Origin of the sequence: Nocardioides sp. Soil796, assembly GCF_001429525.1 — a bacterium.
Taxonomy (GTDB): domain Bacteria; phylum Actinomycetota; class Actinomycetes; order Propionibacteriales; family Nocardioidaceae; genus Nocardioides.
In genome coordinates this window covers 525,943-550,751 of the sequence record NZ_LMSQ01000018.1, presented here as the reverse complement: position 1 = coordinate 550,751, position 24,809 = coordinate 525,943, and the positions used below count along the sequence as shown (strand labels likewise).

22 protein-coding genes are annotated in these 24,809 nt (G+C 69.8%); 14 read left to right on the top strand and 8 right to left on the bottom strand.

The features are described 5' to 3' along the window. Nucleotides 1–22 precede the first annotated feature (22 nt). From mshA to ASH02_RS13990, 4 genes are all read left to right on the top strand, one after another. Nucleotides 23–1,282, top strand: coding sequence for a D-inositol-3-phosphate glycosyltransferase (gene mshA / locus ASH02_RS14005; RefSeq protein ID WP_056685301.1), 1,260 nt, complete (start codon nucleotides 23–25; stop codon nucleotides 1,280–1,282). After that, nucleotides 1,266–1,781, top strand: a complete 516-nt coding sequence (locus ASH02_RS14000; protein WP_056685304.1) for a YbjN domain-containing protein — start codon at nucleotides 1,266–1,268, stop codon at nucleotides 1,779–1,781. The genes mshA and ASH02_RS14000 overlap by 17 nt, the downstream gene beginning before the upstream one ends. Before the next feature lie 9 nt (nucleotides 1,782–1,790). Next, nucleotides 1,791–2,147, top strand: coding sequence for a DUF1304 domain-containing protein (locus tag ASH02_RS13995; RefSeq protein ID WP_056685319.1), 357 nt, complete (start codon nucleotides 1,791–1,793; stop codon nucleotides 2,145–2,147). A 238-nt stretch (nucleotides 2,148–2,385) separates the two neighbouring features. Then, on the top strand, nucleotides 2,386–3,768 hold the full coding sequence (locus ASH02_RS13990; RefSeq protein ID WP_056685322.1) for a peptidase C39 family protein: 1,383 nt from the start codon (nucleotides 2,386–2,388) through the stop codon (nucleotides 3,766–3,768). Between the two features lie 112 nt (nucleotides 3,769–3,880). On the opposite strand, the gene ASH02_RS13985 is transcribed toward ASH02_RS13990, so the two are convergent. The 3 genes from ASH02_RS13985 to ASH02_RS13975 all read right to left on the bottom strand — a co-directional run bounded on the left by ASH02_RS13985 (nucleotide 3,881) and on the right by ASH02_RS13975 (nucleotide 6,818). Continuing rightward, a complete protein-coding gene (locus tag ASH02_RS13985; RefSeq protein ID WP_057294935.1) occupies nucleotides 3,881–4,813 on the bottom strand; it encodes a DMT family transporter in 933 nt (310 codons plus the stop codon). Nucleotides 4,814–5,013: 200 nt separating this feature from the next. After that, nucleotides 5,014–5,691 carry a response regulator transcription factor gene (locus ASH02_RS13980; protein ID WP_056685326.1) on the bottom strand — a complete coding sequence of 226 codons (678 nt, stop codon included), beginning with the start codon at nucleotides 5,689–5,691 and terminating at the stop codon, nucleotides 5,014–5,016. After that, entirely contained in the window at nucleotides 5,688–6,818 is a 1,131-nt protein-coding gene (locus ASH02_RS13975) for a sensor histidine kinase (protein ID WP_056685329.1), read from the bottom strand. Before ASH02_RS13975 ends, ASH02_RS13980 begins: the two co-directional genes overlap by 4 nt. Before the next feature lie 120 nt (nucleotides 6,819–6,938). Between ASH02_RS13975 and phoU the strand changes: the two genes are divergently transcribed. Next, the gene (gene phoU, locus ASH02_RS13970; protein WP_056685333.1) at nucleotides 6,939–7,589 is read left to right on the top strand and encodes a phosphate signaling complex protein PhoU; all 651 of its coding nucleotides are present in this window, start codon (nucleotides 6,939–6,941) and stop codon (nucleotides 7,587–7,589) included. 102 nt (nucleotides 7,590–7,691) lie between these two features. Here phoU and ASH02_RS13965 read toward each other — a convergent pair whose 3' ends face one another. Both ASH02_RS13965 and ASH02_RS13960 read right to left on the bottom strand, forming a co-directional pair. Then, nucleotides 7,692–9,695: a M4 family metallopeptidase gene (locus ASH02_RS13965; RefSeq protein ID WP_082563995.1), complete on the bottom strand. Its 2,004-nt coding sequence runs from the start codon at nucleotides 9,693–9,695 to the stop codon at nucleotides 7,692–7,694. A gap of 123 nt (nucleotides 9,696–9,818) precedes the next feature. Next, nucleotides 9,819–10,721, bottom strand: a complete 903-nt coding sequence (locus ASH02_RS13960) for a hypothetical protein (RefSeq protein ID WP_056685336.1) — start codon at nucleotides 10,719–10,721, stop codon at nucleotides 9,819–9,821. A 142-nt stretch (nucleotides 10,722–10,863) separates the two neighbouring features. Here ASH02_RS13960 and ASH02_RS13955 point away from each other — a divergent pair, with 142 nt between their 5' ends. Further along, nucleotides 10,864–11,496, top strand: a complete 633-nt coding sequence (locus ASH02_RS13955; RefSeq protein ID WP_200949848.1) for an NAD(P)H-binding protein — start codon at nucleotides 10,864–10,866, stop codon at nucleotides 11,494–11,496. Between the two features lie 91 nt (nucleotides 11,497–11,587). Here ASH02_RS13955 and ASH02_RS13950 read toward each other — a convergent pair whose 3' ends face one another. From ASH02_RS13950 to ASH02_RS13940, 3 genes are all read right to left on the bottom strand, one after another. Then, complete coding sequence (locus tag ASH02_RS13950; protein ID WP_056685339.1) at nucleotides 11,588–12,331, bottom strand: phosphoglyceromutase; 744 nt, start codon at nucleotides 12,329–12,331, stop codon at nucleotides 11,588–11,590. Then, nucleotides 12,331–12,903 (bottom strand): hypothetical protein, encoded by a 573-nt coding sequence (locus ASH02_RS13945; protein ID WP_056685342.1) that lies wholly within the window; start codon nucleotides 12,901–12,903, stop codon nucleotides 12,331–12,333. Before ASH02_RS13945 ends, ASH02_RS13950 begins: the two co-directional genes overlap by 1 nt. Nucleotides 12,904–13,045: 142 nt before the next feature. Beyond that, nucleotides 13,046–13,831 carry a UbiA family prenyltransferase gene (locus ASH02_RS13940; RefSeq protein WP_056685345.1) on the bottom strand — a complete coding sequence of 262 codons (786 nt, stop codon included), beginning with the start codon at nucleotides 13,829–13,831 and terminating at the stop codon, nucleotides 13,046–13,048. A gap of 214 nt (nucleotides 13,832–14,045) precedes the next feature. Between ASH02_RS13940 and ASH02_RS13935 the strand changes: the two genes are divergently transcribed. From ASH02_RS13935 to ASH02_RS13900, 8 genes are all read left to right on the top strand, one after another. Then, a complete protein-coding gene (locus ASH02_RS13935) occupies nucleotides 14,046–14,531 on the top strand; it encodes a CarD family transcriptional regulator (protein WP_056685347.1) in 486 nt (161 codons plus the stop codon). 295 nt (nucleotides 14,532–14,826) lie between these two features. Further along, nucleotides 14,827–16,329, top strand: a complete 1,503-nt coding sequence (locus ASH02_RS13930; RefSeq protein WP_321163491.1) for an MFS transporter — start codon at nucleotides 14,827–14,829, stop codon at nucleotides 16,327–16,329. Between the two features lie 7 nt (nucleotides 16,330–16,336). Next, the gene (locus tag ASH02_RS13925; RefSeq protein ID WP_056685350.1) at nucleotides 16,337–18,481 is read left to right on the top strand and encodes a molybdopterin oxidoreductase family protein; all 2,145 of its coding nucleotides are present in this window, start codon (nucleotides 16,337–16,339) and stop codon (nucleotides 18,479–18,481) included. Beyond that, nucleotides 18,478–19,857 carry an FAD-dependent oxidoreductase gene (locus ASH02_RS13920; protein WP_056685351.1) on the top strand — a complete coding sequence of 460 codons (1,380 nt, stop codon included), beginning with the start codon at nucleotides 18,478–18,480 and terminating at the stop codon, nucleotides 19,855–19,857. Before ASH02_RS13925 ends, ASH02_RS13920 begins: the two co-directional genes overlap by 4 nt. Before the next feature lie 189 nt (nucleotides 19,858–20,046). Further along, the gene (nirB, locus tag ASH02_RS13915; protein ID WP_056685354.1) at nucleotides 20,047–22,614 is read left to right on the top strand and encodes a nitrite reductase large subunit NirB; all 2,568 of its coding nucleotides are present in this window, start codon (nucleotides 20,047–20,049) and stop codon (nucleotides 22,612–22,614) included. Next, nucleotides 22,611–22,955 carry a nitrite reductase small subunit NirD gene (gene nirD / locus ASH02_RS13910; RefSeq protein WP_056685357.1) on the top strand — a complete coding sequence of 115 codons (345 nt, stop codon included), beginning with the start codon at nucleotides 22,611–22,613 and terminating at the stop codon, nucleotides 22,953–22,955. Before nirB ends, nirD begins: the two co-directional genes overlap by 4 nt. Continuing rightward, nucleotides 22,952–24,064 (top strand): uroporphyrinogen-III synthase, encoded by a 1,113-nt coding sequence (locus tag ASH02_RS13905; RefSeq protein ID WP_056685361.1) that lies wholly within the window; start codon nucleotides 22,952–22,954, stop codon nucleotides 24,062–24,064. Before nirD ends, ASH02_RS13905 begins: the two co-directional genes overlap by 4 nt. Then, complete coding sequence (locus tag ASH02_RS13900; RefSeq protein ID WP_056685364.1) at nucleotides 24,061–24,798, top strand: sirohydrochlorin chelatase; 738 nt, start codon at nucleotides 24,061–24,063, stop codon at nucleotides 24,796–24,798. Before ASH02_RS13905 ends, ASH02_RS13900 begins: the two co-directional genes overlap by 4 nt. Nucleotides 24,799–24,809 lie beyond the last annotated feature (11 nt).

Genomic DNA, 24,809 nt, shown 5'->3' with positions numbered 1-24,809 from the left:
CCCGAGGAGGTACGACGCGCAGATGAGCCGCATCGCGATGATCAGCCTGCACACCTCGCCGCTGGACCAGCCGGGCACCGGCGACGCAGGCGGCATGAATGTCTACGTGGTCGAGCTGTCCCGACAGCTGGCCCGTCGCGGCATCGCCGTCGACATCTTCACCCGGGCCACGTCGTCGACACTGGATCCGATCGTCGAGTTCTCCGACAACATCCTGGTGCGCCACGTGCACGCCGGACCCTTCGAGGGGCTGACCAAGTCCGAGCTCCCGGGGCAGCTGTGCGTCTTCGCGCGCGAGGTGCTGCGCGCCGAGGCGGCGAACCTGCCCGGCCACTACGACGCGGTGCACTCGCACTACTGGCTCTCCGGACAGGTCGGCGCGCTGGCCCGTGACCGTTGGGGCGTCCCGCTCGTCCACTCGATGCACACCATGGCGAAGGTGAAGAACGAGGCGATGGCCGAGGGAGACACCCCCGAGCCGATCGCGCGCGTGCTCGGCGAGGAGCAGGTCGTCGAGGCCGCCGACATGCTGATCGCCAACACCGACCTCGAGGCCAAGCAGCTGATCGAGCTGTACGACGCCGAGCCCGGACGGGTCGAGGTGGTGCACCCGGGTGTCGACCTCAACGTGTTCCGTCCCCGCATCGACGCCCGCGAACGCCTCGGGCTGCCGGCCGACGCCCAGGTGCTGCTCTTCGCCGGTCGGCTCCAGCCGTTGAAGGCGCCCGACGTCCTCCTCAAGGCCGTGCACGTGCTGCTGACCGAGGACCCGTCCCTCCGTGCGCGCCTCGTGGTGCCGATCGTGGGCGGACCCTCCGGGTCCGGGCTCGAGCACCCGGAGGCCCTGGCCGACCTGGCCCACGACCTCGGGCTCGACGACGTGGTGCGGTTCGTGCCGCCGGTCGCCCAGTCCGTGCTGGCCGACTGGTGCTCGGCCGCGACCCTGGTCGCCGTACCGTCCTACAACGAGTCGTTCGGCCTGGTCGCCGTGGAGGCGCAGGCCGCCGGAGCGCCCGTGGTCGCGGCTGCCGTCGGCGGCCTGCCGACCGTCGTCCGCGACGAGCACTCCGGCCTCCTGGTCGACAGCCACGAGCCCCGCGACTGGGCGCACGCCCTCGGCCGGGTCCTCCGGGAGCCCGGGCTGCACGCCCGCCTGGCCGCCGGTGCGGTCGAGCAGGCGCGGCAGTTCTCGTGGGAGCGCACCGCGGACCGTACCCTCGAGGTCTACCGCCGGGCTGCCGGACTGATGAGGGAGGACGAGGCGATTGTCACCGCAGGTTGAGGCAGAACGGCCCGATCACGATCGGGTCGAGGTCGTCCGCGCCTGGCTGGTCGACAACGAGGTCGCCTACGACGAGGGCGCCCCCGGCGTCTTCTCGTTCTCGCTCCCGGGTGAGAACAAGCTGCAGACTCCGGTGCGCGTCGACGTCGGCCCGCACGCGCTCGGCGTCCACGCGTTCGTGTGCCGCAACCCCGACGAGAACCACGAGGGCGTCTTCCGCTGGCTGCTGGAGAAGAACCTGCGGCTGTACGCCGTCGCGTTCGCCATCGACCGGCACGGTGACATCTACCTCGACGCCCGGCTGCCGCTCTCGTCGACCAACGCCGACGACCTCGACCGCCTGCTCGGCACGGTGCTGGCCACCGCCGACGAGTCGTTCAACACCATCCTCGAGCTCGGCTTCGCCTCCTCCATCCGCAAGGAGTGGGAGTGGCGCATCTCGCGGGGCGAGTCCACGAAGAACCTCGAAGCGTTCCGCGGGTGGCTCGAGCAGGAGTAGGTTCCGCCCATGACAACGGTTGCCTACGTGATCGCCGGCCTCGTCGCCGCACTGCACCTCTGGTTCCTGGTGCTCGAGATGTTCCTCTGGACGGCGCCGGCCGGTCGCAAGGCCTTCGGGCTCACGGCGGAGTTCGCGGAGGAGACCAAGGCGCTGGCCGCCAACCAGGGCCTCTACAACGGGTTCCTCGTCGCCGGCCTGGTCTTCGGGATGATCCGCGGCGACGAACCGACGATCGCGTTCTTCCTGGCGTGCGTCGTGGTGGCCGGCGTCTACGGCGCGGCCACCGTGAGCCGCAAGATCCTGTTCGTCCAAGCCGTGCCCGCCCTGATCGGCCTGATCCTCCTCATCCCCGCTCTCACCTGACCCGTCGCCAGTTCTGATCGACCCGTCGTTAGTTTCGATCGACCCGTCGTGAGTTCTGATCGACCCGTCGTGAGTTTCGTTCGACCCGTCGTGAGTTCTGATCGACCCGTCGTGAGTTTCGATCGGCACGAAAGACTGGCGACGGGTCGCCCAGAATTGGCGACAGGTCAACCTGAACTGGCGACGGGTCGCGTGAAGTCAGTCCCACGCGTCACTTTCGTCACTTACGCTGTCGGGCATGGCCTTCCCCTCCGCTCGTCGTACGCCGTCACGCCTGGCCGTCGTACTCCTGATCGCCGCGCCCTTGGCCGCCGCCGCACCCCTGGCCACGGCTGCGCGTCCGGCCGCGACTGCGCCCCTGGCCGCAGCGCAGGTTGCCGCTCCGGCAGCCATCACGTCCTCAGCCGGTACGTCGCACGCGTCGCCCGCGGTCGTCGTACAGCGGGCGGGGGCCGTCACACCGCGCGTGCAGACCACCCGCTGGAGCAGCAACGCCGAGCTCGCGACCGGCCTGCGCAACGGCAGCCTGATCAGCAACGGATCGCTGCAGTTCGCAGCCCGGCCGATGGGGTCGGCCAGCCTGCGTGATCCCTACGGCTCGGGGCGCTCGGTCCGCTACGACTACGCACGCTGGACCTCGCCGTGGGTGGCGCCGGGCTTCGACGCGACCAACCTCATCGCATCGTGGAACGCCCGCGTGCCGGCCGGCACCTACCTGCGGATCGACGCGCGCACGAAGTCGGCGACGGCGGCCAGCTCGTGGGACACGCTCGCGGTGTGGGGCTTCACCGTCGAGAGCATCCATCGCTACTCCGGTGAGGCGCAGACCGACGACCTCAACAAGCTGAACACCGACACCCTGGTCAGCCAGGGCACCAGCCGGATGCGCCAGTGGCAGCTCCGCGTCACGCTGATGCGGCGCAGTGGCACCACCGCGACGCCGCGCCTCGACTCGATCGGCGCGGTCGCGGCGAACTTCACCACGCGCACCGCGGCGACTTCGCCGACCTCGATGCGCGCGACCAGCGAGAGGGCGGTGCCGAAGTTCTCCCAGATGATCCACACCGGCCACTACCCGCAGTGGGACGCGGGCGGCGAGGCCTGGTGCTCGCCGACGTCGACGGCCATGGTGCTGCGCTACTACGGCCGCGGGCCGAGTCCGGAGCACTACGCGTGGACCGGTGAACGCGATGGCCAGGTCGACCACGCTGCGCGCTACACCTACGACCACAACTACCAGGGCACCGGCAACTGGCCGTTCAACACCGCCTATGCCGGGCAGTACTCCACGGACGCCTTCGTCACCCGCCTGCTGAACCTGCGCGACGCCGAGCGGTTCATCCGGGCCGGCATTCCCGTGGTGGTCTCCATCGCGTTCGCGCGTGGCGGTCTCGACGGGTCGCCGCTGACCTCGACGCCGGGCCACCTGGTGGTGATCACGGGGTTCGCGGCCGACGGCCGGGTGATCGTCAACGACCCGTCTGCCGCGACGAATGCCGGCGTACGCCGGGTCTACCGTCGCGACCAGTTCGAGCGCGCGTGGCTCGGTGGGTCCGGCGGCGTGGCCTACGTGATCCGCCCGCCCGGCAGAGCCCTTCCCGGCGATTCCCCCCGCTGGTGACCCACCCGCGATACTCCCTGACGTTTCGGCCCGTCACCCGCGATACTCCCTGACGTTCCGGCCCCTCACCCGCGATACTCCCCGACGATTCCGTGGTCGGCCGTCGCGGCAGTCATGTCGTGACGGGTTGGTCGGCGGGTACGGCGGCCAACGGCTCCTTGACGCGGGTACGCCGACGCGAGACGAGCACGCCGACCACGCACAGCACCCCTCCGACGTACGCCAGTGCCGGAGGCGTCTCGCCGAGCAGCACGGCAGCCAGCACGATCGCGATGACCGGCACCAGGAACGTCGTGATCGCGAGGCGGCCGGCGTCCATGTGGGTCAACGCGAAGGCCCAGGTCGAGAACGCGAGGGCGGTCGGGAAGACGCCGAGGTAGAGGATCCACAGCCACGACGAGGCGCTGCCGTGCTCCACCAGGTCGACGAACTCACCGGTGAACGGCGAGGCGGTGAGCAAGCCGATCACGCAGGCCAGGAACGTGATCTCGAACGGGTGCAGTCGCCGGGTCAACGGCTTCTGGCAGACCACGCCGATGCCGTAGGTGATTGCCGCGAGCACGGTCAGCAGCACGCCCCACAGGTCGCGGTCGCCGGACTGGTCGTTGGCCAGCGCGATGATCGCGACGCCGGTGAAGCCGATGGCGATGCCGACCACCAGCCACTTGGTGAGGCGCTCGTCGAGGAACACCGCGGCAAGCAGCGCTACCAGCAGCGGGCCGATCTGGATCAGCATGGCCGCAGTGCCGGCGTCGATGCGGCGCTCGGCCTCGTTGAGGGCGAGGTTGTAGATGCCGAACCACATCACGCCGCACGCGATGAGCAGCGGCCACTCACGCCCACGGGGCCAGGTGCGCGGACGCCGATAGACCATGATGCCGAGCACGATCGCCGCGATGCCGAGCCGCCCGATGGTCAGCGCACCCGGGGTCACGTCGTGCCCGAGGTGCCGGATCGCCACGAAGGCGGACGCCCAGCACACAAGGGTGAATCCGGCGGCTGCGGTGGGCAGCCAGGTGCGAGTCAGGGCTGGGGAGTTCGTCACTCACCAAGCCTAGGGACCGGCGTACGTCGTTGCCGAGCGATTTTCGGACAGCGTTGCGCGACATCCCGCCGTACTCCCCGATACTGCCTGAGATGTCCGACCTCGAAGGGCCGAAACGTCAGGGAGTATCCCCAAGGAAGGGCCGAAACGTCAGGGAGTATCCCCAAGGAAGGGCCGAAACGTCAGGGAGTATCGGAGAGCTAGAGGTCGAGCTTGTAGCCGAGGCCGCGGACGGTGACCAGGAACTTCGGCTCACCGGGGTCGGGCTCGAGCTTGGCGCGCAGCCGCTTCACGTGCACGTCGAGCGTCTTGGTGTCGCCGACGTAGTCCGACCCCCACACCCGGTCGATCAGCTGGCCGCGGGTGAGCACACGGCCGGGGTTGCGCAGGAACATCTCGAGCAGCTCGAACTCCTTGAGCGGCAGCCGCTGCTCGTTGCCGTCGACGGTCACCACGTGGCGCTCGACGTCCATGCGCACCGGGCCGGCCTCGAGCGTGGCCGGCGACAGGTCGGGCTCCTGCCCGCGGCGGAGTACGGCGCGGATCCGCGCGACCAGCTCGCGGGGGGAGTAGGGCTTGGTGACGTAGTCGTCGGCGCCCAGCTCGAGCCCGACCACCTTGTCGACCTCGTCGTCCTTGGCGCTGACCATGATCACCGGCACCGTCGAGGTCTGCCGGATCTGACGGCACACCTCCGTGCCGGGGATGCCCGGCAGCATAAGGTCGAGGAGCACGATGTCGGCGCCCGCCCGGTCGAACTCGGTGAGGGCGTCGGGGCCGGTGTTGGCCACCGCGACCTCGAAGCCTTCCTTGCGGAGCATGTACGCCAAGGCGTCGCTGTAGCTCTCTTCGTCTTCGACAACGAGTACCCGGGTCACGGACGTGCCTCCTGCTTTTTCCTGGGAAGGGTCAGGGTGAACGTGGATCCCTGTCCCTCGACGGACCATACGCGGATGTCGCCACCGTGGGTGGCCGCGACGTGCTTGACGATGGACAGGCCGAGGCCGGTGCCACCTGTGGAGCGGTGCCTGGCCGGGTCGACCCGGTAGAACCGCTCGAAGATTCGGTCGATCTCCTCGGTCGGGATGCCGATGCCCTGGTCGGTCACCGAGATCTCGACGGACTCCTCGGTGGCGCGCGCGGCGACCAGCACCGACGACCGGTCGAGGGAGTAGTTCACGGCGTTGGCGACCAGGTTGCCCACCGCCACGGCGATCTGCTCGGTGTTGCCGAGGACCTTGAGGCCCTTCTCGCCCGAGGCCACCACCGACAGCCCTCGCGACTCGGCGTCGATCGCGACGGTGTCGACCGCGGTGGCGATGATCGAGTCGACGTCGACCGGCAGCGGCTGGTCGAGCGGGTCGTCGCCCTGGAGCCGGGAGAGCTCGATGATCTGCTGCACGAGGCGGGCCAGTCGCTCGCTCTCGATGATCATCCGGCCGGCGAAGCGCTCGACCGCCTCGGGGTCGTCGGAGGCCTCCTGCACGGCCTCGGCGAGGATGCGGATCGCACCGATCGGGGTCTTCAGCTCGTGGCTCACGTTGCCGACGAAGTCGCGGCGGATCGCCTCGACCCGGCGCTCACGGGTGCGGTCCTCGACCAGCACCAGGATCAGCCGGGCGCCCAACGGCGCCACGCGGGCGGTGACGTGGCGCGCGGGCGCGGCCGACGTACGGGCGACGACGATCTCGGTCTCCCGGATCTGCCCGTCGCGGCGCACCTGGCGCACGACCTCGGAGAGTCCGGAGTCCTTGAGCTCGTGACCGCCGACCAGGCCGAGGGCGTACGCCGGCGCGGAGGCCTTGCGTACGACGTCGTCGTCGTCGATCACCATCGCACTGGAACGCAGCACCGACAGCACCTGGGCCACGCCGGTGGGAACCACGGGCTCGGCGGTGTCGGGGATCCGTTGCTGCTGCCGCTCGCTCATCACGAAGGCCAGCACGACCCCGGCCACGAAAAGGCCGATGAGCAGCGCAAACAGGACCGTTTGCGATGTCGTCACGCCATGATCGTACGCAGCGTTTCACCTGGAGTTCGCCAACGAGTCCAATGCTTCACACTGTTCATCCCCAGTTCACGCATCAGCGACGGCTGGTCACTTGCGCCCCTTACTGTCTCCCGCATGCGTGAGGCCTTCCATGACGAACTCGATTCCATCTTCATCGACCTGGCGGGCATCGCCCGCCAGGTCCAGCACGCCGTGTCGCGTGCCACCGAAGCCTTGATGACCGGTGACGTGCACATCGCCGAAGAGGTGATCAGCGGCGACAAGGCGATCGACCTCGCCCGGGAGGCGGTGGAGGAGAAGTCATTCGAGCTGCTCTCGCTGCAGCAGCCGGTCGCCCGTGACCTCCGCACGGTGGTCGCCGCGCTGCGCATGGTGGCCGAGCTCGAGCGGATGGGCGACCTGTCCGTCCACGTCGCCAAGATCGCCCGGTTGCGCGTCCCGTCGGTCGCCGTACCGGCGCAGGCGGAGCCGACCATCCGCCGGATGGCCACGGTGGCCGAGATGATGACCGCGAAGACCGCGGAGATCATCGAGAAGCGCGACGTCGAGGCTGCCGCCGAGCTGGCCCAGGACGACGACGAGATGGACCGCCTGCGCCGCAACTCCCTGCGTGAGCTGCTCAGCTCGGAGTGGACCCACGGTGTCGAGCCGGCCGTCGACCTGGCCCTGCTGGGCCGCTACTACGAGCGGATCGCGGACCACGCCGTCTCGGTCGCCCGTCGGGTGGTCTTCGTGGTGACCGGCGAGACCGTCGTCGACGACTGAGTCCAGGCTGGGACCGCAAGGACAAGACGTCGGCCCGCACTCCACTGTGGAGTGCGGGCCGATGCCCTTCTCGGCCAGGCCCTCGGGGGACCCGGTCGTCGGTCAGGGCTTGGAGAGCCTCATCGAGTAGTCGCCCGATCCGCGGTAGGACTGGACGACGTACGAGTAGGAACCCGCCGTGCCCTCATAGGTGATCTCCTCGTGCGAGCTCGAGGAGTCACTCTTGGCCACCCGCACCCACGAGCTGCCGTTCCACTTCTCCAGGTAGAGGTCGTAGTCGGTGCCCTCCGGACCGTCGAGGCACGCCTTGTGCGTGCCCGCAGCGGCCGAGGTGTAGTAACCCTCGGCGCCCGGCTCGTACGAGTAGTCGTTCGTGCCGGTCAGGCTGCCGTTGTCGGTGAGCGTGAGGTCCGGGCAGGTGCCCGGCTCCGGGTCGGTTCCGCCGCCGGTGCAGGCGACGTCGTTCTCCGGCACGCCCACGCCGTCCCATGCCTTCTCGACTCCGGCGCACTCAGCGCTGTCGGCACCGTAGATGTCGGTCGCGGCCTGCACCGTCGCGTCACGCGCCTCGGGGTAGGTCGTGGTCGAGGTCATGTAGGCGTCGAGGGCCTTGAACCAGATCTGCTCGACGTTCTCACGGCCGATGCCCTCGACGGTCGAGTCGTCACAGGTGGGGCTGTCGTAGCTGACCCCGTTGATCTCCTTCGCGCCCGAGCCCTCGGAGGCCAGGTAGAAGAAGTGGTTGCCCGGACCCGAGGTGTAGTGCGGGTCGTCGTTGCCGATCTCGGGGGTCCAGCAGTCGTAGCTGGCACCGTCCTTGGAGGGCTGGTCCATGTAGCGCAGGGGTGTCCCGTTGCCGTTGATGTCGATCTCTTCGCCGATCAGGTAGTCGCCGACGTCCTCTGCGTTGTTGGCGTTGAACTCCACCGCGGTGCCGAAGATGTCGCTGGTGGACTCGTTGAGGCCGCCCGCGTCGCCGTAGTAGACCAGCCCGGCGGTCGCCTCGGTGACACCGTGGCTCATCTCGTGGCCGGCCACGTCCAGCTCGGTGAGCGGGTTCTCGTTGTTCTCGCCGTCGCCGTACGTCATCTGCTGGCCGTCCCAGAAGGCGTTGACGTAGTTGTCGCCGTAGTGGACCCGCGAGGGGACGCCGACGCCGTCGTCGAAGATGCCGTGGCGGCCGTGCTTGTCGAGGAAGTAGTCCCACGTCTGCGCGGCGCCGTAGTGCGCGTCGACACCGGCCGAGTGCGGGTCGGCCATCGTTCCGTCGCCCCAGTCGTCGTCCTCATCGGTCATCACCGAGCCGCCGGACTCGCCGTTGCCGAGGTCTATGGTCGTGCCGTTGCCGCGCTCGGTGTCGGTCATCTCGAAGCCACCGCTGACGGCCTTGGTGCCGATCTCGACCTCGCCGACGAAGATTCCGTGGCCGGTGCCGGTGTGGATCTCGTCCCAGCTGGCCAGGGTCTTGCCGGTCTGGGCGTCGACGATGACGTGCAGGCGGCTGGGCGTCTGGTCCTTCTTCACACCCTTCACGACGACGTCGTAGGCCAGCCGGTCGCCACCGTCGGTCGCGAAGACGACCTGCTCCGCGGACTTGCCGGTGACCTTGTAGCCGGCCGTGCGGACGCCCGCGTCGAGGGCCCTGGCCCTGCTGACCTTGGCCGTGCTGCTGGTCGGCTTCACCGCGGCCCGGCTGGCGTGCTGGACGCCGGTCACCGCTCCCTTGGCGTTGGCGTGGACGATCATGTCGCCGCCGATGACCCGCATGCCCTGGTAGGTGCGCTGGTAGCGGGTGTGCGTGACGCCGTCGGTGTCCTTGACCACGTCGGTGGCGGTGAGCTCCTGGCTGGCCGGGAGCCCGATCTTCTTCGCCATCGTCGCCTCGCCGGAGCGGGCCCGGGACAGCAGCTGCTTCTGCTCCTTGACGGTGACCGTCTTGGCGCTGTTGCGCTGCTGGGCCTGGAGGTCAGACGAGCGGTCTTCGCGCGGCTTCTGGACGTCGTCGTCGCCCCCGAATGCCTGCGCGGTCGGCGCGAGGCACATGAGGGCGATCGTCGCGGAGGCCACCAGTGTGCGGCGCCTGCGCGAGATGAGGTTGTGACTCATTGATCTCTCTTTCCCGAGTTGGTGCCGGAGTCGACACTGCCTTCGACCTTGTGTCGTCGTACGCCGGCAGGCAAGAGAGGCGGGCTTGTTAACTTTTGACTCGTGGACGGGCCGACCCGAAGGTCAGTAGTGCCAGGCGAGCCCGGTCGTGCCGGGGGCACAGTCGAGCACCACGTAGTGCGCGTGCCCCAGCGAGTCGACGGTCACCCGCCGGGCCGAGTCGCCACCCTCGTCACGGGGCCGGTGGTAGGCCTCCACCCACTCCGGCAGGTCATTCGTCGGGAAGTGCACCTCGACGACGTACTCGCGGATCGCACGCGCACAGCTGGCGTCGTACGACGTGTCGAGCGGGCCGGGCCCGTCGGCGGTGATCTCGTAGTCGAGCACGACGGTGTCGCCACGGCTCAAGGACTGGGCGAAGCGCAGCTCCGTGCCGAGCACCCGGTGGGCCGTGTCGACGTGCCGGGAGGCGACCTCGGCGCCGGCATGGACGGTGAGCCAGGGGGTCCCGGCGGTGCGGTCCTCGAAGAACTGGGTGACCCCGATGCCCTCGAGGCCGTCGGCGTCGGCCCGGGCGACGGTGCGGATGCGCACCGACTCGATGCGTCGCGCGGCGTCCAGGCGTACGACGTCGTGCTGGCTGATCCGTGTCAGGTGCTGGCCGCCCGAGTGTGCCTGCACCTTCTCGGCGATGCGACGTACGGCCTCGCGCTCGACGAAGCGCGGCACCAGGCCGACCTGCTTCGGGGCCCGGACGGGGCCTCGTGGACGTGGTGCCGGGACCAGCACCCGCAGGCTGCGTGGGGCCAGGCCGAGCACGCTCTCGAGGTGGGCGACGACCATCTGCGAGCGCTTGCGGCCGGGGACCCGGTTGCCGCTCTGCCAGTAGCTCAGCGTGGCGACGCTGACCTCGACCCCGCGTTCGGCGAGACGCTGCTGGATGTTCTCCAGACACAGCCCGCTGCGTTCGACCGCTTCGCGCAGCGCGGTGGCGAAGTCGTTGGGGCGTGTGATCAGCGCGGGCACGGTTCTCCGATCGTGCCCCAACCCATCTCCCCGAGCGTCGAAATCTAGCAGCACGCTCCCGGCAGGCCGCCTGCTGCTGAGCCTCCACGCGTGATCGGGTCCGACTCGTGATCGACCCGGGTGGGTCGCATAGCCTGCATCAGTGACCACACTCCTCATCCTCGGCGCCACGGGTGCCGTGGGCTCCCGAGCTCTCGAGATGGCCCTCGCCGACACCCGGGTCGACCGCGTCGTCGCCCCCACCCGGCGTCCCCTCGCCGAGCGCGACGGTCTGACCAACCCGGTGCTCGACTTCCACGACCTGCCCGGGGACAGCGACATCTGGAGCGTCGACGCCGTCGCCTGCGCCCTGGGTACGACGCGCAAGCTGGCTGGCTCGCGTGACGCGTTCCGACAGGTCGACCACGACCTCCCACTCCGGGTTGCCGAACTGACCCGCCAGGCCGGGGCGTCGTCGTACGCACTGGTCTCGTCGGTGGGCGCCGACGAGAGGTCGCACACGTTCTACCTGCGGGTGAAGGGCGAGACTGAGAACGCTCTCGAGAAGTGCGGCTTCGAGTCGCTGACCCTGCTGCGCCCTGCCGGCCTGGTCGGTGGTGTCCGCACCCGTGCGACCGGCATCGGTGACCACCTCGTCGAGGCCAGTCGCGCGATCAAGCCGCTGATGCCGGCCCGATATCGTCCCGTGCACGTCGACCGGGTGGCCGCGGCACTCGTCGGGTCAGCGGTGGCCGCCGACCCCGGCGTGCACGTGCGTCAGAGCGAGTCGCTCTGACCGCTGGTCTGCTGCGCCCCTGCGGACACTTCGACCCCCGCCAGCAGGGTGCAAAGCAGCATGGACGGAGCGTTACTCGCGGGGTGGGTGGTCAGCGGCCCTGGTTGGCCACGGCGGCGGCGGCCTCGGCGGCGGCCTCGGGGTCGAGGTACTCGCCACCCTTGACCGTCGGTGCGAGGTCGTCGTCGAGGCGGTAGACCAGCGGCATGCCGGTGGGGATGTTCAACCCGGCGATGTCGGTGTCACTGATGCCGTCGAGGTGCTTGACGATCGCGCGCAGACTGTTGCCGTGGGCGGCGACCAGCACCGTCTTGTCGGCGCGCAGGTCGGCGACGATGTCGGACTCCCAGTAGGGGAGCAGTCGCGCGATGACGTCCTTGAGGCACTCGGTGCGGGGCATCTCGTCGCCCAGGTCGGCATAGCGGGGATCGCCCACCTGGGAGAACTCGTCGTCGTCGGCCAACGGCGGAGGCGGGGTGTCGAACGAGCGGCGCCAGGTCATGAACTGCTCCTCGCCGTACTCGGCGAGGGTCTGCTTCTTGTCCTTGCCCTGCAGGGCGCCGTAGTGGCGCTCGTTGAGGCGCCAGCTGCGCCTGACCGGGATCCAGTGGCGGTCCGCGGCATCGAGGGCGAGCACGGCGGTGTTGATCGCGCGGCGCTGGAGCGACGTGTGGACCACGTCGGGCAACAGGCCTGCGGCGACCAGCTGCTCACCGCCGCGGACGGCCTCGGCGCGGCCCTTCTCGGTCAGGGCCACGTCGACCCAGCCGGTGAAGAGGTTCTTCGCGTTCCACTCGCTCTCGCCGTGGCGGAGCAGGATGAGGGTGTAGGTCATCAGTGGTCGTCGCCCTCGGTGGCGTGCTCCTCGCCCGAGTGGCCGACCTCCTGGCCCTCGGTCAGCTCGTCGCCGTCCTGGCCGGCCCACTGGCCGGCGTTGGCCACGATCGGCACCTCCACCTTCACGGGGTCGGAGTGGCTGAAGCTCAGCGTCAGGGTGGCCCAGCCGCCGATCTTGAAGTCGCCGGTGACCTTGATGCCGTCGACCGAGTCGCCGCTGGCGGCGGGCAGGTCGTCGGTGGTGTTCGCGATGCGGGTGGCGCCGCCGGGGGCGACGGTGACCTTGCCCTTGACCTGGGCGGTGACACCCTCGCCGGTGATGCCGGTGAGCGTGTCCTCGTTCTCGAGGTCGTTGTTCGACAGCGTGGTCACCAGGGTGCCCTCGCCGTCGGCGGTGGCGACGATCACGGCGTTGAGCACGTCGACGGCGTGGTCACGGTTGTTCGCGCCGGGAGCCGGCGTGTAGACCTTGTCCGTGGCGTAGTTGAAGCCACACGACGCCAGCATGGGCGCGGCGAGCACGAAGGTGCCGGCAGCGATGGCGCGGGCAATCCGGTTGCGAAGCAGCATCTGAAGGCCTTTGGTGTCGTCGGCGGGCCGTGTCTGACCGGACCGCAGTCGGGTCACAGCCTAGACGACATATTCCGAGTGGGAGATGCCGGGCTCGCGGTGTCCGCATCCCGACCCGGCGGCGGGTTCACGCCTCATTCATTCACTGCACGAGGCCGACGGTGAGGGCGGTCGCGATCAGCGCTGCCCCGACCACGATCGTGTAGATGACGGCGATCACCATCAGCTTCGGAGCCCCCGTCCTCAACGCGATCCGGAGCGGGAAGCTCGTCGTACCGTCCTTGTTGTCGTCGACCAGGCCGGGCAGGGAGACGAGCAGGTGGACGCCGATGCCGAGCAGTGCGGCGCACACGGTGAGGGCCAGGGTCGGCGGACCACCCGCGCCGTCGCCACCCCAGCCGCCGTACGACAGGAACGCGGGGAACAGGCCGAACGTGGCCATCCAGGGCAGGTAGGAGAACTGGCTGCGACGCAGCAGCCCGGCGTTGGTGAGCATGGCGATCAGCAGTATGCCCAGCCAGGTCAGGCCGGACGTGAGGCCGTGGGAGATCGCCAGCGGGATCACCAGCAGTGCCGCGACGGCGATCGAGAAGACCACCGTGCCCTTCTCGAGGTAGCCCGCGGCGACGGGCTTTCCCTCGCGGGCGTGGGACTTGTCGCGGTCGGCGTCGACGAGGTCGTTGTGCCAGCCGAGCAGCACCTGTCCGACGAGTGCGGTGGCCAGCACCAGGCCGACCTCGCGCGTGGGGCGGCCGGCCAGGGCGGCAGCGACCGTGAGGCCGAGCGTGACCAGCACTGCCTGCCGCGGGTGGCTGGCCCGGAACAACGCGACGGGCAGGCTCCGACCGAGCTCGAAGACCGCGCCCGGTGTGCCGTCGGCGCGCGACGAACGGACGCGTCGTGCGGGCTTGTAGTTCTTGGCAGACATAGGCCGAAGTATTGACCAAGGGGCCCGTGATTGCAGGGATTCGACGCGCCAGTGCGGTACGGCGGCGGCGCCCGATCGAGGCCTCGAGAACACTTGCCCACCACAGGCAATGCGGTTCTGTCAAGCCCGGATTGGGCACCTGACCTGCGCAAACGTGGAAAGGGGTGTCTAGAACTCGTGTTAGACTGGTCACCTAGGAAGGGGTACTTGGCACATGACATTTACCGTCGGCGAAACGGTTGTTTACCCAAATCACGGAGCGGCTGTCATCGAGGACATCGAGACGCGCACCATCAAGGGAGAAGACAGGGAATACCTGGTTCTCCGCATCGTCGCACAGCAGGACCTTGTCGTTCGGGTTCCTGCCTGCAACCTCGACCTGGTCGGGGTTCGTGACGTCGTGGACAAGGAGGGCCTCGACCGCGTGTTCGACGTCCTTCGTGCCGCGCACGTCGAGGAGCCGACGAACTGGTCGCGTCGCTACAAGGCGAACCTCGAGAAGCTGCACTCGGGTGATGTGATGAAGGTTGCCGAGGTCGTTCGCGACCTGTGGCGCCGTGAGCGTGACCGCGGCCTGTCCGCCGGTGAGAAGCGGATGCTGGCGAAGGCACGCCAGATCCTCGTCTCCGAGCTGGCCCTGGCCGAGCACACCAACGAAGACAAGGCAGAGGCGATCCTCGACGAGGTCCTCGCTTCCTGATCCCTGTTTCACGCAAGAGCCCCACGGTCCCCAGGGCCGTGGGGCTCTCGTCATTCCATCGACCCGTCGTGAGTTGCGGTTGACCTGTCGTGAACTGCGGTTGACCTGTCGTGAACTGCGACCAGGGATGGAAACTGGCGACGGGTCGATCGGAACTGGCGACGGGTCGGCGGACGCTTGTCCAGTGGCCGTGAGGTGGTGAGGACAAGTTGACACCTGCGTGAAACAAACCGTTCCCGGCCCGAAATCTGCACTGCCTAGGTTCCTCGACATCCGCACACTCGAGGAGTCGATCGTGACCACCACCGCACCCCTGCCCTCCCGGCCCGCGCCGTCCGCCATGAAGGGCGGCACCTGGATCGAGGACTGGCGCCCCGAGGAGCCCGAGTTCTGGGAGAACGGCGGCGCCAAGGTCGCCCGCCGCAACCTGATCTGGTCGATCTTCTCCGAGCACCTCGGCTTCTCCGTGTGGCTGCTGTGGAGCGTCAGCGCCGCCATGCTGCTCAAGGTCGGCTTCGACTTCACCACGTCGCAGCTGTTCCTGCTGGTCGCCGTACCCAACCTGGTCGGGTCGCTGATCCGGTTGCCCTACACCTTCGCGGTGCCCAAGTTCGGCGGGCGCAACTGGACGGTGGTCAGCGCCACGCTGCTGCTGATCCCGACCCTGCTGTTCGCGCACTTCGTGCAGCGCCCCGAGACGCCGTACTGGGTCTTCCTGGTGATCGCGGCGACAGCCGGCTTCGGCGGCGGCAACTTCGCCTCCTCGATGGCGAACATCAACTTCTTCTACCCGGCCAAGCGCAAGGGCACGGCGCTGGGCCTCAACGCGGCCGGCGGCAACCTCGGCGTCGCGGTGATCCAGTTCTTCCTGCCGATCGTGGTCGGTGGCGCGGGTGCCTTCGGCCTGGTCAAGGCGAGCGAGAGCGGCCTGGCCCTGCAGCGTGCCGGCTACCTGTACGCCGCACTCGCGGTGCTGGGTGCGGTCTGCGCCTGGTTCTTCATGAACAACCTGGCCGCCGCCCGCTCCAAGCCGCGCGAGCAGCTGGCCGTCGTGAAGTACAAGCACACGTGGGTGATGTCGTTCCTCTACATCGGCACCTTCGGCTCGTTCATCGGCTACTCCGCCGCGATGCCGCTGCTGATCAAGCTCAACTTCTGGGTGCCCACCGCCGACGGTGCCGGCGCCGGCATCAACTTCGCCTACTACGCCTTCCTCGGCGCACTGGTCGGCTCGGTGGCCCGCCCCTTCGGTGGCTGGCTGGCCGACAAGTACGGCGGCGCGCGGGTCACCCTCTTCACGTTCGGCGCGATGATCGCCGGCACGCTGGCGGTGCTGTGGACCCTCTCGCAGCTCACCCCGAACCCGACCGCGAGCGTGGCGATCGCCGAGGAGAACCAGCAGTGGTTCCCCTGGTTCCTCGGCTTCTTCCTCTTCGTCTTCGCGGCCAGCGGCATCGGCAACGGGTCGACGTACCGGATGATCCCGCTGATCTGGGCCCGCCAGGCCCGCACCACCACCGCGGAGGGCACCCCCGAGCAGGCCGACGCACTGGCCCGCGCGACCAAGGAGTCGTCGGCCGTGATCGGCATCGCCGGGGCCGTGGGCGCCATCGGCGGCTTCCTGATCCCGATGACGTTCGGTGCCCCGTGGATCGAGGACCCGGTGTCGGCCGTCAGGGGTGCCTTCCTCGTCTTCACCGCCTTCTACGCCGTGTGTCTGGGCGTGACGTGGTTCTTCTACACCCGACGCGCGTTCCTGGTCGGCCGGGTGCCGAGCCTGGCCGGCGCCGGAATCTAGGACCTGCATGAGCACCGAGACCCACTGTCCCTACTGCTCGCTGCAGTGCGGGATGCGGCTCGCGCCGGCCGGGGCCTCCGTCGGGGCTTCGACCGGCGCGAAGCCCGCCCCCGCACGGGCCGCCCTCGAGGTCACCGAGTGGCCGGAGTTCCCGGTCAACCAGGGGGCCCTGTGCCGCAAGGGCTGGACGTCGACCGGGTTGCACAGGCATCGCGAGCGGTTGACCCAGCCACTGGTGCGCTCCGCCGAGACCGGGGAGCTGGCGCCGGCGTCGTGGGAGGAGGCCCTCGACCTGATCGGCGACCGCCTGCTCGCCGTGCGCGACGCTCACGGGGCCGACGCGATCGGCGTCTTCGGTGGGGGCGGGCTGACCAACGAGAAGGCCTACCAGCTGGGCAAGTTCGCCAGGGTCGCGATCGGCACCAGCCAGATCGACTACAACGGTCGCTGGTGCATGTCGTCGGCCGCCTCTGCAGGCACCCGGGCACTGGGTCTCGACCGCGGTCTGCCCTTTCCCCTTGCGGACATCGAGCAGCCCGACGTCGTCGTGCTGGTCGGGTCGAACCTGGCCGAGACCATGCCGCCGGCCGCGCGTCACCTCGCCGCACTGCGTGAGCGGGGCGGCAAGGTCGTGGTGATCGACCCCCGCCAGACCTCGACCGCCGCGCAGGCCGACGTGTTCGTGCAGCCCGTTCCGGGCACCGACCTCGCGCTCGCGCAGGCCGTGCTCCACCAGGTCGTCGCCGACGGCAACGTCGACTCGGACTATGTCCAGGCTCGGACGACGGGCTTCTCGTCCGTGCGCGACTCGGTGGCGTCGTGGTGGCCCGAGCGGGCCGAACGCGTGACGGGGGTGCCGGCGTCGGAGATCCGTTCCCTGGCTGCGCTGCTGGGCTCCGCGGACAAGGTGATGGTGTTGACCGCCCGCGGCGCGGAGCAGCACGCGTCCGGCTCCGACACGGTGCTGGGCTGGATCAACGTGGCGCTGGCACTGGGCATGTGCGGCAAGGAGTACGCCGGCTACGGCTGCCTCACGGGGCAGGGCAACGGGCAGGGGGGACGCGAGCACGGGCAGAAGGCCGACCAGCTGCCCGGCTACCGCATGATCGACGACCTGGAGGCTCGCGCGCACGTCGCGTCGGTGTGGGGCATCGACCCCGATTCCCTGCCTGGCAAGGGGAAATCGGCCTACGAGCTGCTCTCCTCCCTCGGTGAACCGGACGGGGTGAAGGCCCTGTTGGTCTTCGGCTCCAACATCGTGGTCTCCGCACCCAACGCCTCGTTCGTGTCGCAACGCCTGGACGCCCTCGACCTCCTGGTCGTCGCGGACATCGTGCTCAGCGAGACCGCCGCGCGCGCGGACGTCGTACTGCCCGTCACGCAGTGGGCGGAGGAGACTGGCACCATGACCAACCTCGAGGGACGCGTCATCCTGCGTCAGCAGGCGATCACGCCGCCGGCCGGAGTGGTCAGCGACCTGGCCGTCCTGCGTGGGCTGGCGACCAGGCTGGACTCGCCGGTCGACTTCTCCACCGAGCCGGAGGAGATCTTCGCCGAGCTGGGCCGGGCCTCCGCCGGTGGCAAGGCCGACTACGCCGGGATCACCTACGACCGGATCCGCGACGAGCAGGGCGTGTTCTGGCCCTGCCCCTCACCCGACCACGCGGGCACACCGCGGATGTTCCTCACGGCCTTCGGCCACCCCGACGGTCGGGCCCGCTTCCACGTCGTCGAGCACCGGGGCGCGGTCGAGCAGCCGGACGCCGACTATCCGCTGCACCTGACCACCGGGCGGGTGCTCGCGCAGTACCAGTCCGGCGCCCAGACCCGCCGGGTGCGCGACCTGCCCGACACCGGACCCTTCGTGGAGCTGCACCCGATGCTGGCCCGGCGCCTGTCGGTGTATGACGGAGAGGAGGTCCGGCTGGCCACGCGACGCGGCGTGATGACCGCACCGGCGCGGGTCGTCGACACGATCCGCCCGGACACCGTCTTCGTGCCGTTCCACTGGGTCGGTGCCAACCTCCTCACCAACGACGCCCTCGACCCCGCCTCGCGGATGCCCGAGTTCAAGGCCTGCGCCGTGGCGGTGTCGCGCGCCGATCTGATTGCGTCCGGTCGTGACCTGCCCGACGTGGTGGCTGCGTCATGAGCGAACGGCTCGTCATCGTCGGCAACGGGATGGCCGCCACCCGGCTGGTCGAGATGCTCGTCGCGCGGCGGTACGACGGACACATCACCGTGATCGGCGAGGAGCCGGTGCCGGCGTACAACCGGATCCTGCTGTCGGCCGTGCTCGAGGGCACCCACCGCGCCGAGGCCCTGACCATGCGCGACCCGGAGTGGTTCGCCTCGGTGGGGGTCGACCTGCGCCTGGGCAGCCGGGTGCTGCAGGTCTCGCGCAAGGAGTCCGACGTCATGCTGGTCGACGGGACGACGATCCCCTGGGACCGGCTGGTGCTGGCGACCGGCGCCATCCCGACGCTGCCACCGATCCGCGGGCTGGTGCAGATGGACGGCCAGCTGCATCCGAAGGTGCACGCGTTCCGCAGCCTTGCCGACTGCAACGGGCTGCTGTCCGCACTGGCGGAACGTGAGGGACAACGTGCCGTGGTCGTGGGCGGCGGACTGCTCGGGCTCCAGGTCGCGCGCGCCCTCAGCGTGCGCGGCGTCGCGACCGAGATCGTCGAGGGCACGGAGCACCTGCTCTCGACCCAGCTCGACGAGCGCGGGGGCTCGATTCTCAAGCGTGGGTTGAAGAAACTCGGCACGGAGGTCTACACCGGCGCACGCGCCGTACGCCTGACCGACGAAGGTCTGAAGCTCGACAACGGCTACACCCTGGAGACCGATCTGGTCATCCTCACCGCCGGCGGACGCCCGTCGACGGCACTGGCTCGGCAGGCGGAGCTCTACGTGCGGCGCGGGATCGTGGTCGACGGCCACCTCGCCTCGATCACCGACCCACGGGTGCACGCTGTCGGCGACTGCGCCGAATTCGCGGGGAAGGTGACCGGGTTCGTGCCACCTGCCTGGGAGCAGGCCGTCGTCCTCGCTGAGCACCTCTGTGGCGGCGACGTGGCGTACGACGGATCACGCTCGGTGGCGCGGCTGAGGGCCAGCGACCTGGAGGTCGCCGTGCTCGGGGACCCGGAGCACACCGATGGTGAGGTGGTCGAGGTGACCAACCCGATCGCCGGGACGCACCGCAAGCTCGTCGTCCGGGGCGGGGTGATCGTCGCCGCCGCGCTGGTCGGGGACCTGGCCCGGGTCGGACTCATCACCCAGCTCTACGACCGGCGCACCATCCTGGGCGCGCACGAGCCGGGGGAGCTCCTCTCCGCCGAGCGCGCGACCGCCTCGGAGGCGACGGAGCTGCCCGACGACGCGGAGGTCTGCGCCTGCGCCGGCGTCAGCGCCGGCCGGATCCGCGGCTGCCGCACGCTCGACGAGGTGCGCGGCTCGACCCGGGCCACCACCGGCTGCGGCGGCTGCAGCTCCGTCGTCGAGCAGCTGCTCGCCCGCTGACGGACGAGTCCTGATCGACCCGTCGTGAGTTTGGATCGACCCGTCGTGAGTTTCGAGAACTGGCGACAGGTCAACCGGAACTGGCGACAGGTCGGTGAAGAAGGGTTTTCATGCCCGAAACAAAGCGAAACCCTCCAGTCAACATGGGCCGCATAACTTCCAGTCACAGGTTGTCAGGAAGGACTCCTCATGAGCACACGCAAGACACTTGTCGTCATCGGGCACGGCATGGTCGGTCACCGTTTCGTCCAGGCTGCCATCGAGCGGGGCCTCACCGAGCGGTTCGACCTCGTGGTGGTCGGCGAGGAGCCGCGTCCGGCGTACGACCGGGTGGCGCTCACCTCGTTCTTCGAGGTCGGCGCCGAGCAGCTCTCCTACCTGCCCTCCGGTGCGTACGACGACCCGCGGGTGCGGCTGGTGCTCGACACCCCCGTCACCGCGATCGATCGTGACGCGCAGACGGTGACCCTGGCCGACGGCGAGGTCGTGGACTACGACGTCGCCGTGCTGGCCACCGGTGCGGCGCCGTTCGTGCCGCCGGTGCCGGGCAAGGACCTCGGCAACGTCTTCGTCTACCGCACGATCGAGGACCTCGAGGCGATCCGCGAGGCATCGAAGACCGCGAAGTCCGGTGCCGTGATCGGCGGCGGGCTGCTCGGCCTCGAGGCCGCGAATGCCCTGCACCAGTTGGGGATCGAGGCCCACGTGGTCGAGATGGCGCCGCGCCTCATGGCGGTGCAGATCGACGATGCCGGTGGTGCCACTCTCAAGCGGCACATCGAGCAGCTCGGCCTCACCGTGCACACCGGCGTGATGACGGAGTTCATCGACGGCAACGATGACGGCCTGGTCAGCGGGCTCAAGTTCAAGGACGCCGACGAGCCGCTCCCGGTCGACCTGGTGGTCTTCTCCGCCGGCATCCGACCGCGGGACCAGCTGGCCCGCGACTGCGGCCTCGAGGTCGCCGAGCGTGGCGGCATCCTGGTCGACCCGCAGATGCGCACCAGCGATTCGTCGATCCTGGCCATCGGGGAGTGTGCGGCGCCCGGGGGGAAGATGTACGGCCTGGTCGCGCCGGGCTACCAGATGGCCGAGGTCGCGGTGGACGGCCTGCTCGAGGGACCGGGTGAGTTCACCGGTGCCGACATGTCCACCAAGCTCAAGCTGCTCGGTGTCGACGTGGCCAGCTTCGGTGACGCGTTCGCGGCCACCGAGGGTGCCCTCGAGCTGGTCTTCGCCGACGCCGTTGCCGGCGTCTACAAGAAGCTCGTCGTCTCCTCGGAAGGGGATCGGCTGCTCGGTGGCGTGCTGGTCGGCGATGCGTCGGCGTACGGCGTGCTGCGGCCGATGGTCTCCAGTGGCATGGCGCTGCCGGAGAACCCGGAGGAGCTGATCCTCCCGGCCGCGCGTGGGGGCGGGGCCGCGAAGCTGGGCATGCCCGACGAGGCCGTGGTCTGCTCCTGCAACAACATCACCAAGGGCTCCATCTGCGGCACCATCGACGCCGAGGGCTGCGCCGACCTGCCGTGCGTGAAGTCGTGCACGAAGGCCGGCACGGTGTGCGGCTCATGCGTGCCGATCGTGAAGAACCTGCTCGCCGAACGACTCGAGGCGGCCGGCAAGGCGGTCAGCAAGGGCATCTGTGAGCACTTCGACCTGACCCGCCAGGAACTCTTCGACGTCATCGCCGTCCACGGCTTCCAGCGCTTCGACGACATCGTCACCGCGCACGGCCGCGGTCGTGGCTGCGACATCTGCAAGCCGGCCGTCGCGTCGATCCTGGCCAGCCAGTTCAACGGCCACGTGCTCGACAAGACCACCGCCAACCTGCAGGACACCAACGACGCCTACCTCGCCAACATCCAGCGCAACGGCACCTACTCCGTCGTCCCGCGTATCCCCGGCGGCGAGATCACCGCCGACAAGCTGATCGTGATCGGTGAGGTGGCCCGCGACTTCGACCTCTACACGAAGATCACCGGTGGGCAGCGGATCGACCTGTTCGGCGCCCGCATGGAGCAGCTGCCACAGATCTGGAAGCGACTCGTCGACGCCGGGTTCGAGTCGGGCCACGCCTACGGCAAGTCGCTGCGCACCGTGAAGTCGTGCGTGGGCTCGACCTGGTGCCGCTTCGGCGTGCAGGACTCGGTGCAGATGGCGATCGACCTCGAGCTGCGCTACCGGGGGCTGCGCAGCCCGCACAAGCTGAAGGGCGGCGTCAGCGGCTGCGCCCGCGAGTGCGCCGAGGCCCGGGGCAAGGACTTCGGGGTCATCGCGACCGAGAAGGGCTGGAACCTCTACGTCTGCGGCAACGGGGGAGCGATCCCGGCGCACGCACAGCTGTTGGCCAGCGACCTGAGCTCCGAGGACCTGGTCCGCTACCTCGACCGGTTCCTCATGTACTACATCCGCACCGCCGATCGGCTGCAACGTACGTCGACCTGGCTCGGCACGATCGACGGTGGGCTCGAGCGGGTCCGTGAGATCGTGGTGGACGACGCCCTGGGTCTCGGCGCCGAACTGGAGGCGGAGATGGCACGGCACGTGGACTCCTACTTCGACGAGTGGAAGGAGACCATCGAGGACGAGGAGAAGATGTCCCGCTTCGTCTCCTTCGTCAACGCGCCGGGTGTTCCCGACCCGAACATCTCTTTCTCCACGACGCGCGGCCAGATCGTCCCGTCGCAGTCGGAGGAGCCGGTCTCGCTCGGCGCCACGATCCCCGTGGGCGCCCCGACCGGAGCGGGTGCGCTGTGACCTCGCGGGAGTGGGAGCCGATCTGCGACCTCGCCGCCCTCGAGGTGGAGCGCGGTGCGACGGCGCTGGTGCACGGGCAGGCGGTGGCGATCTTCCGCACCCATGACAACGAGGTCTTCGCGCTCGGCAACTACGACCCGTTCGCCAAGGCCAGCGTGCTGGCCCGCGGCATCGTCGGCACCCGCGGCGAGATCCCGTTCGTCGCCTCGCCGATGCACAAGCACGCCTTCGACCTGAGGACCGGCCGCTGCCTCGACGACGACCACGTCCAGGTGCCGTCGTACGACGTGCGCGTGGTTGCGGGCGTCGTACAGGTCGGGCCTCGCCTGGAGGTCGCATGACCGTCGACGGGCCGCTGGCCTCCTTCCGGATCGGCGTCACCGCCGCCCGGAAGGCCGAGGAGCAACGCACGCTCCTCGAGCGACGCGGTGCGCAGGTCGAGTGGGCGCCCGTGCTGTCGGTGGAGCCGAACAAGATCGACGCGGTGGCGCTGCGGGCAGCCACCGAGCAGGTGCTCACCGCCCCCGTCGACCTGTTCATCGCGACCACCGGCATCGGCCTGAAGTCGTGGTTCGCGGCGGCGGAGGAGTGGGGCCTGCTCGAGCCGCTCCTCGAGTCCCTCAACGGTGCGGAGATCCTGGCCCGCGGCCCGAAGTCGGTCGGCGCGCTGCGTCGTGCCGGGCTGCGCGAGCTGTGGGCGCCGGAGTCGGAGTGCTTCGAGGACGTGCTGGCCCACCTGCGTGGCCGCGACCTGACCGACCGGCGGATCGTCGTGCAGGAGCACGGCCAGTCGCTCTCGAACGTCGCGCACGCGCTTCGGCGTCAGGGGGCCACCGTCGACGTGGTCACGGTCTACCGCGTCGAGGGGCCTGCAGACCCGGCACCGGTCTTCCGCATGGTCGACCTGATCGCCGACCGCAAGCTCGACGCGGTCACCTTCACCGCGGCGCCGGCGGTGGCGTCCCTGATGGACGTCGCCGGCGCGATGGGCCGCCGCGACGAGGTGATCGCCGCGTTCCAGGCCGACGTCGTCGCCGTCTGTGTCGGCCCGGTGACCGCCGCCGCGTTCGAGATGTGGGGCGTGCCGACGGTCCAGCCGGACCGTGCCCGCACCGCCGCGATGGTGAAGCTGCTCGAGACCGAGCTGCCGGTACGCCGGGCAGGGCAGGCCTTCGACGTAGCGGGCCACGTGCTGTTGCTCCATGGTGACCAGGTGCTGCTCGACGGGGTGGCGGTGCACCTCTCGCCCTCTCCCTTCGCGGTGCTCCAGGCGCTGGCGGTCAATCCCGGTCACGTGGTCCCTCGCCGGGAGCTCCTGGCCGCCCTGCCGACGGGGCAGGCGGCCTCCGAGCACGCGGTCGAGATGGCCGTGGCCCGGTTGCGTGCCGCGCTCGGCACCCGCGTCGTACAGACAGTGGTGAAGCGGGGCTACCGATTGGCGACGCCATGACCGGCGCGGTCACCGCACTGCCGGACGCCGGCCCCGCCGCCGGGCCCTCGCTGGTCACCGTTGCGCACGGCACCAGGATGTCGGCCGGCAACCGGATCGCGGTGGCGATCACCGCCCAGGCCCGACGCCGGTTGGACGTCGCGGCCACCGCGTCCTACGTCGAGCTGTGCCAGCCGCACTTCGCCGACGTGATGACGAGCGCCCAGGGCCCCACGGTCGTCGTACCGCTGCTGCTCTCGTCCGGATTCCACACCCGCGTCGACCTGCCGGGGGCGGTGACCCGCTCGGCGTACCCGGTGCGGCTGGCCGGGCCTCTCGGCCCGCACCCGCTGCTGGCCGAGGTGATGGTGCGGCGGCTGCTGGGGGCCGGCGCCCGACCCGACGACCCGGTGGTGATGGCCGCCGCGGGCTCGAACGATCCTGCGGCGCTGGTCGACCTCGCCGAGATGACCCGGTTGCTGCGGCGTCGCTGGGACGGTCCGGTGCACCTGGCCACCGTCGGCGGTCGCGGCCGTCGGGTGCACGACACCGTCGTGGCCGCGCGCGCCGGGGGGCGGGTCGCCGTGGTGCCCTACCTGCTGGCGCCCGGACACTTCCTCGGACAGGTGCGCCGTCGGGCGGCCTCGGCCGGGGCGACCGTGGTGGCGGATGTGATCGGTGCCGACCCGCTGGTCGCCGAGCTCGTCGTACGCCGGTATCTCGCCTGCACCCGCGACCACACCCTCGCCGCCTGACCCCACGTTTG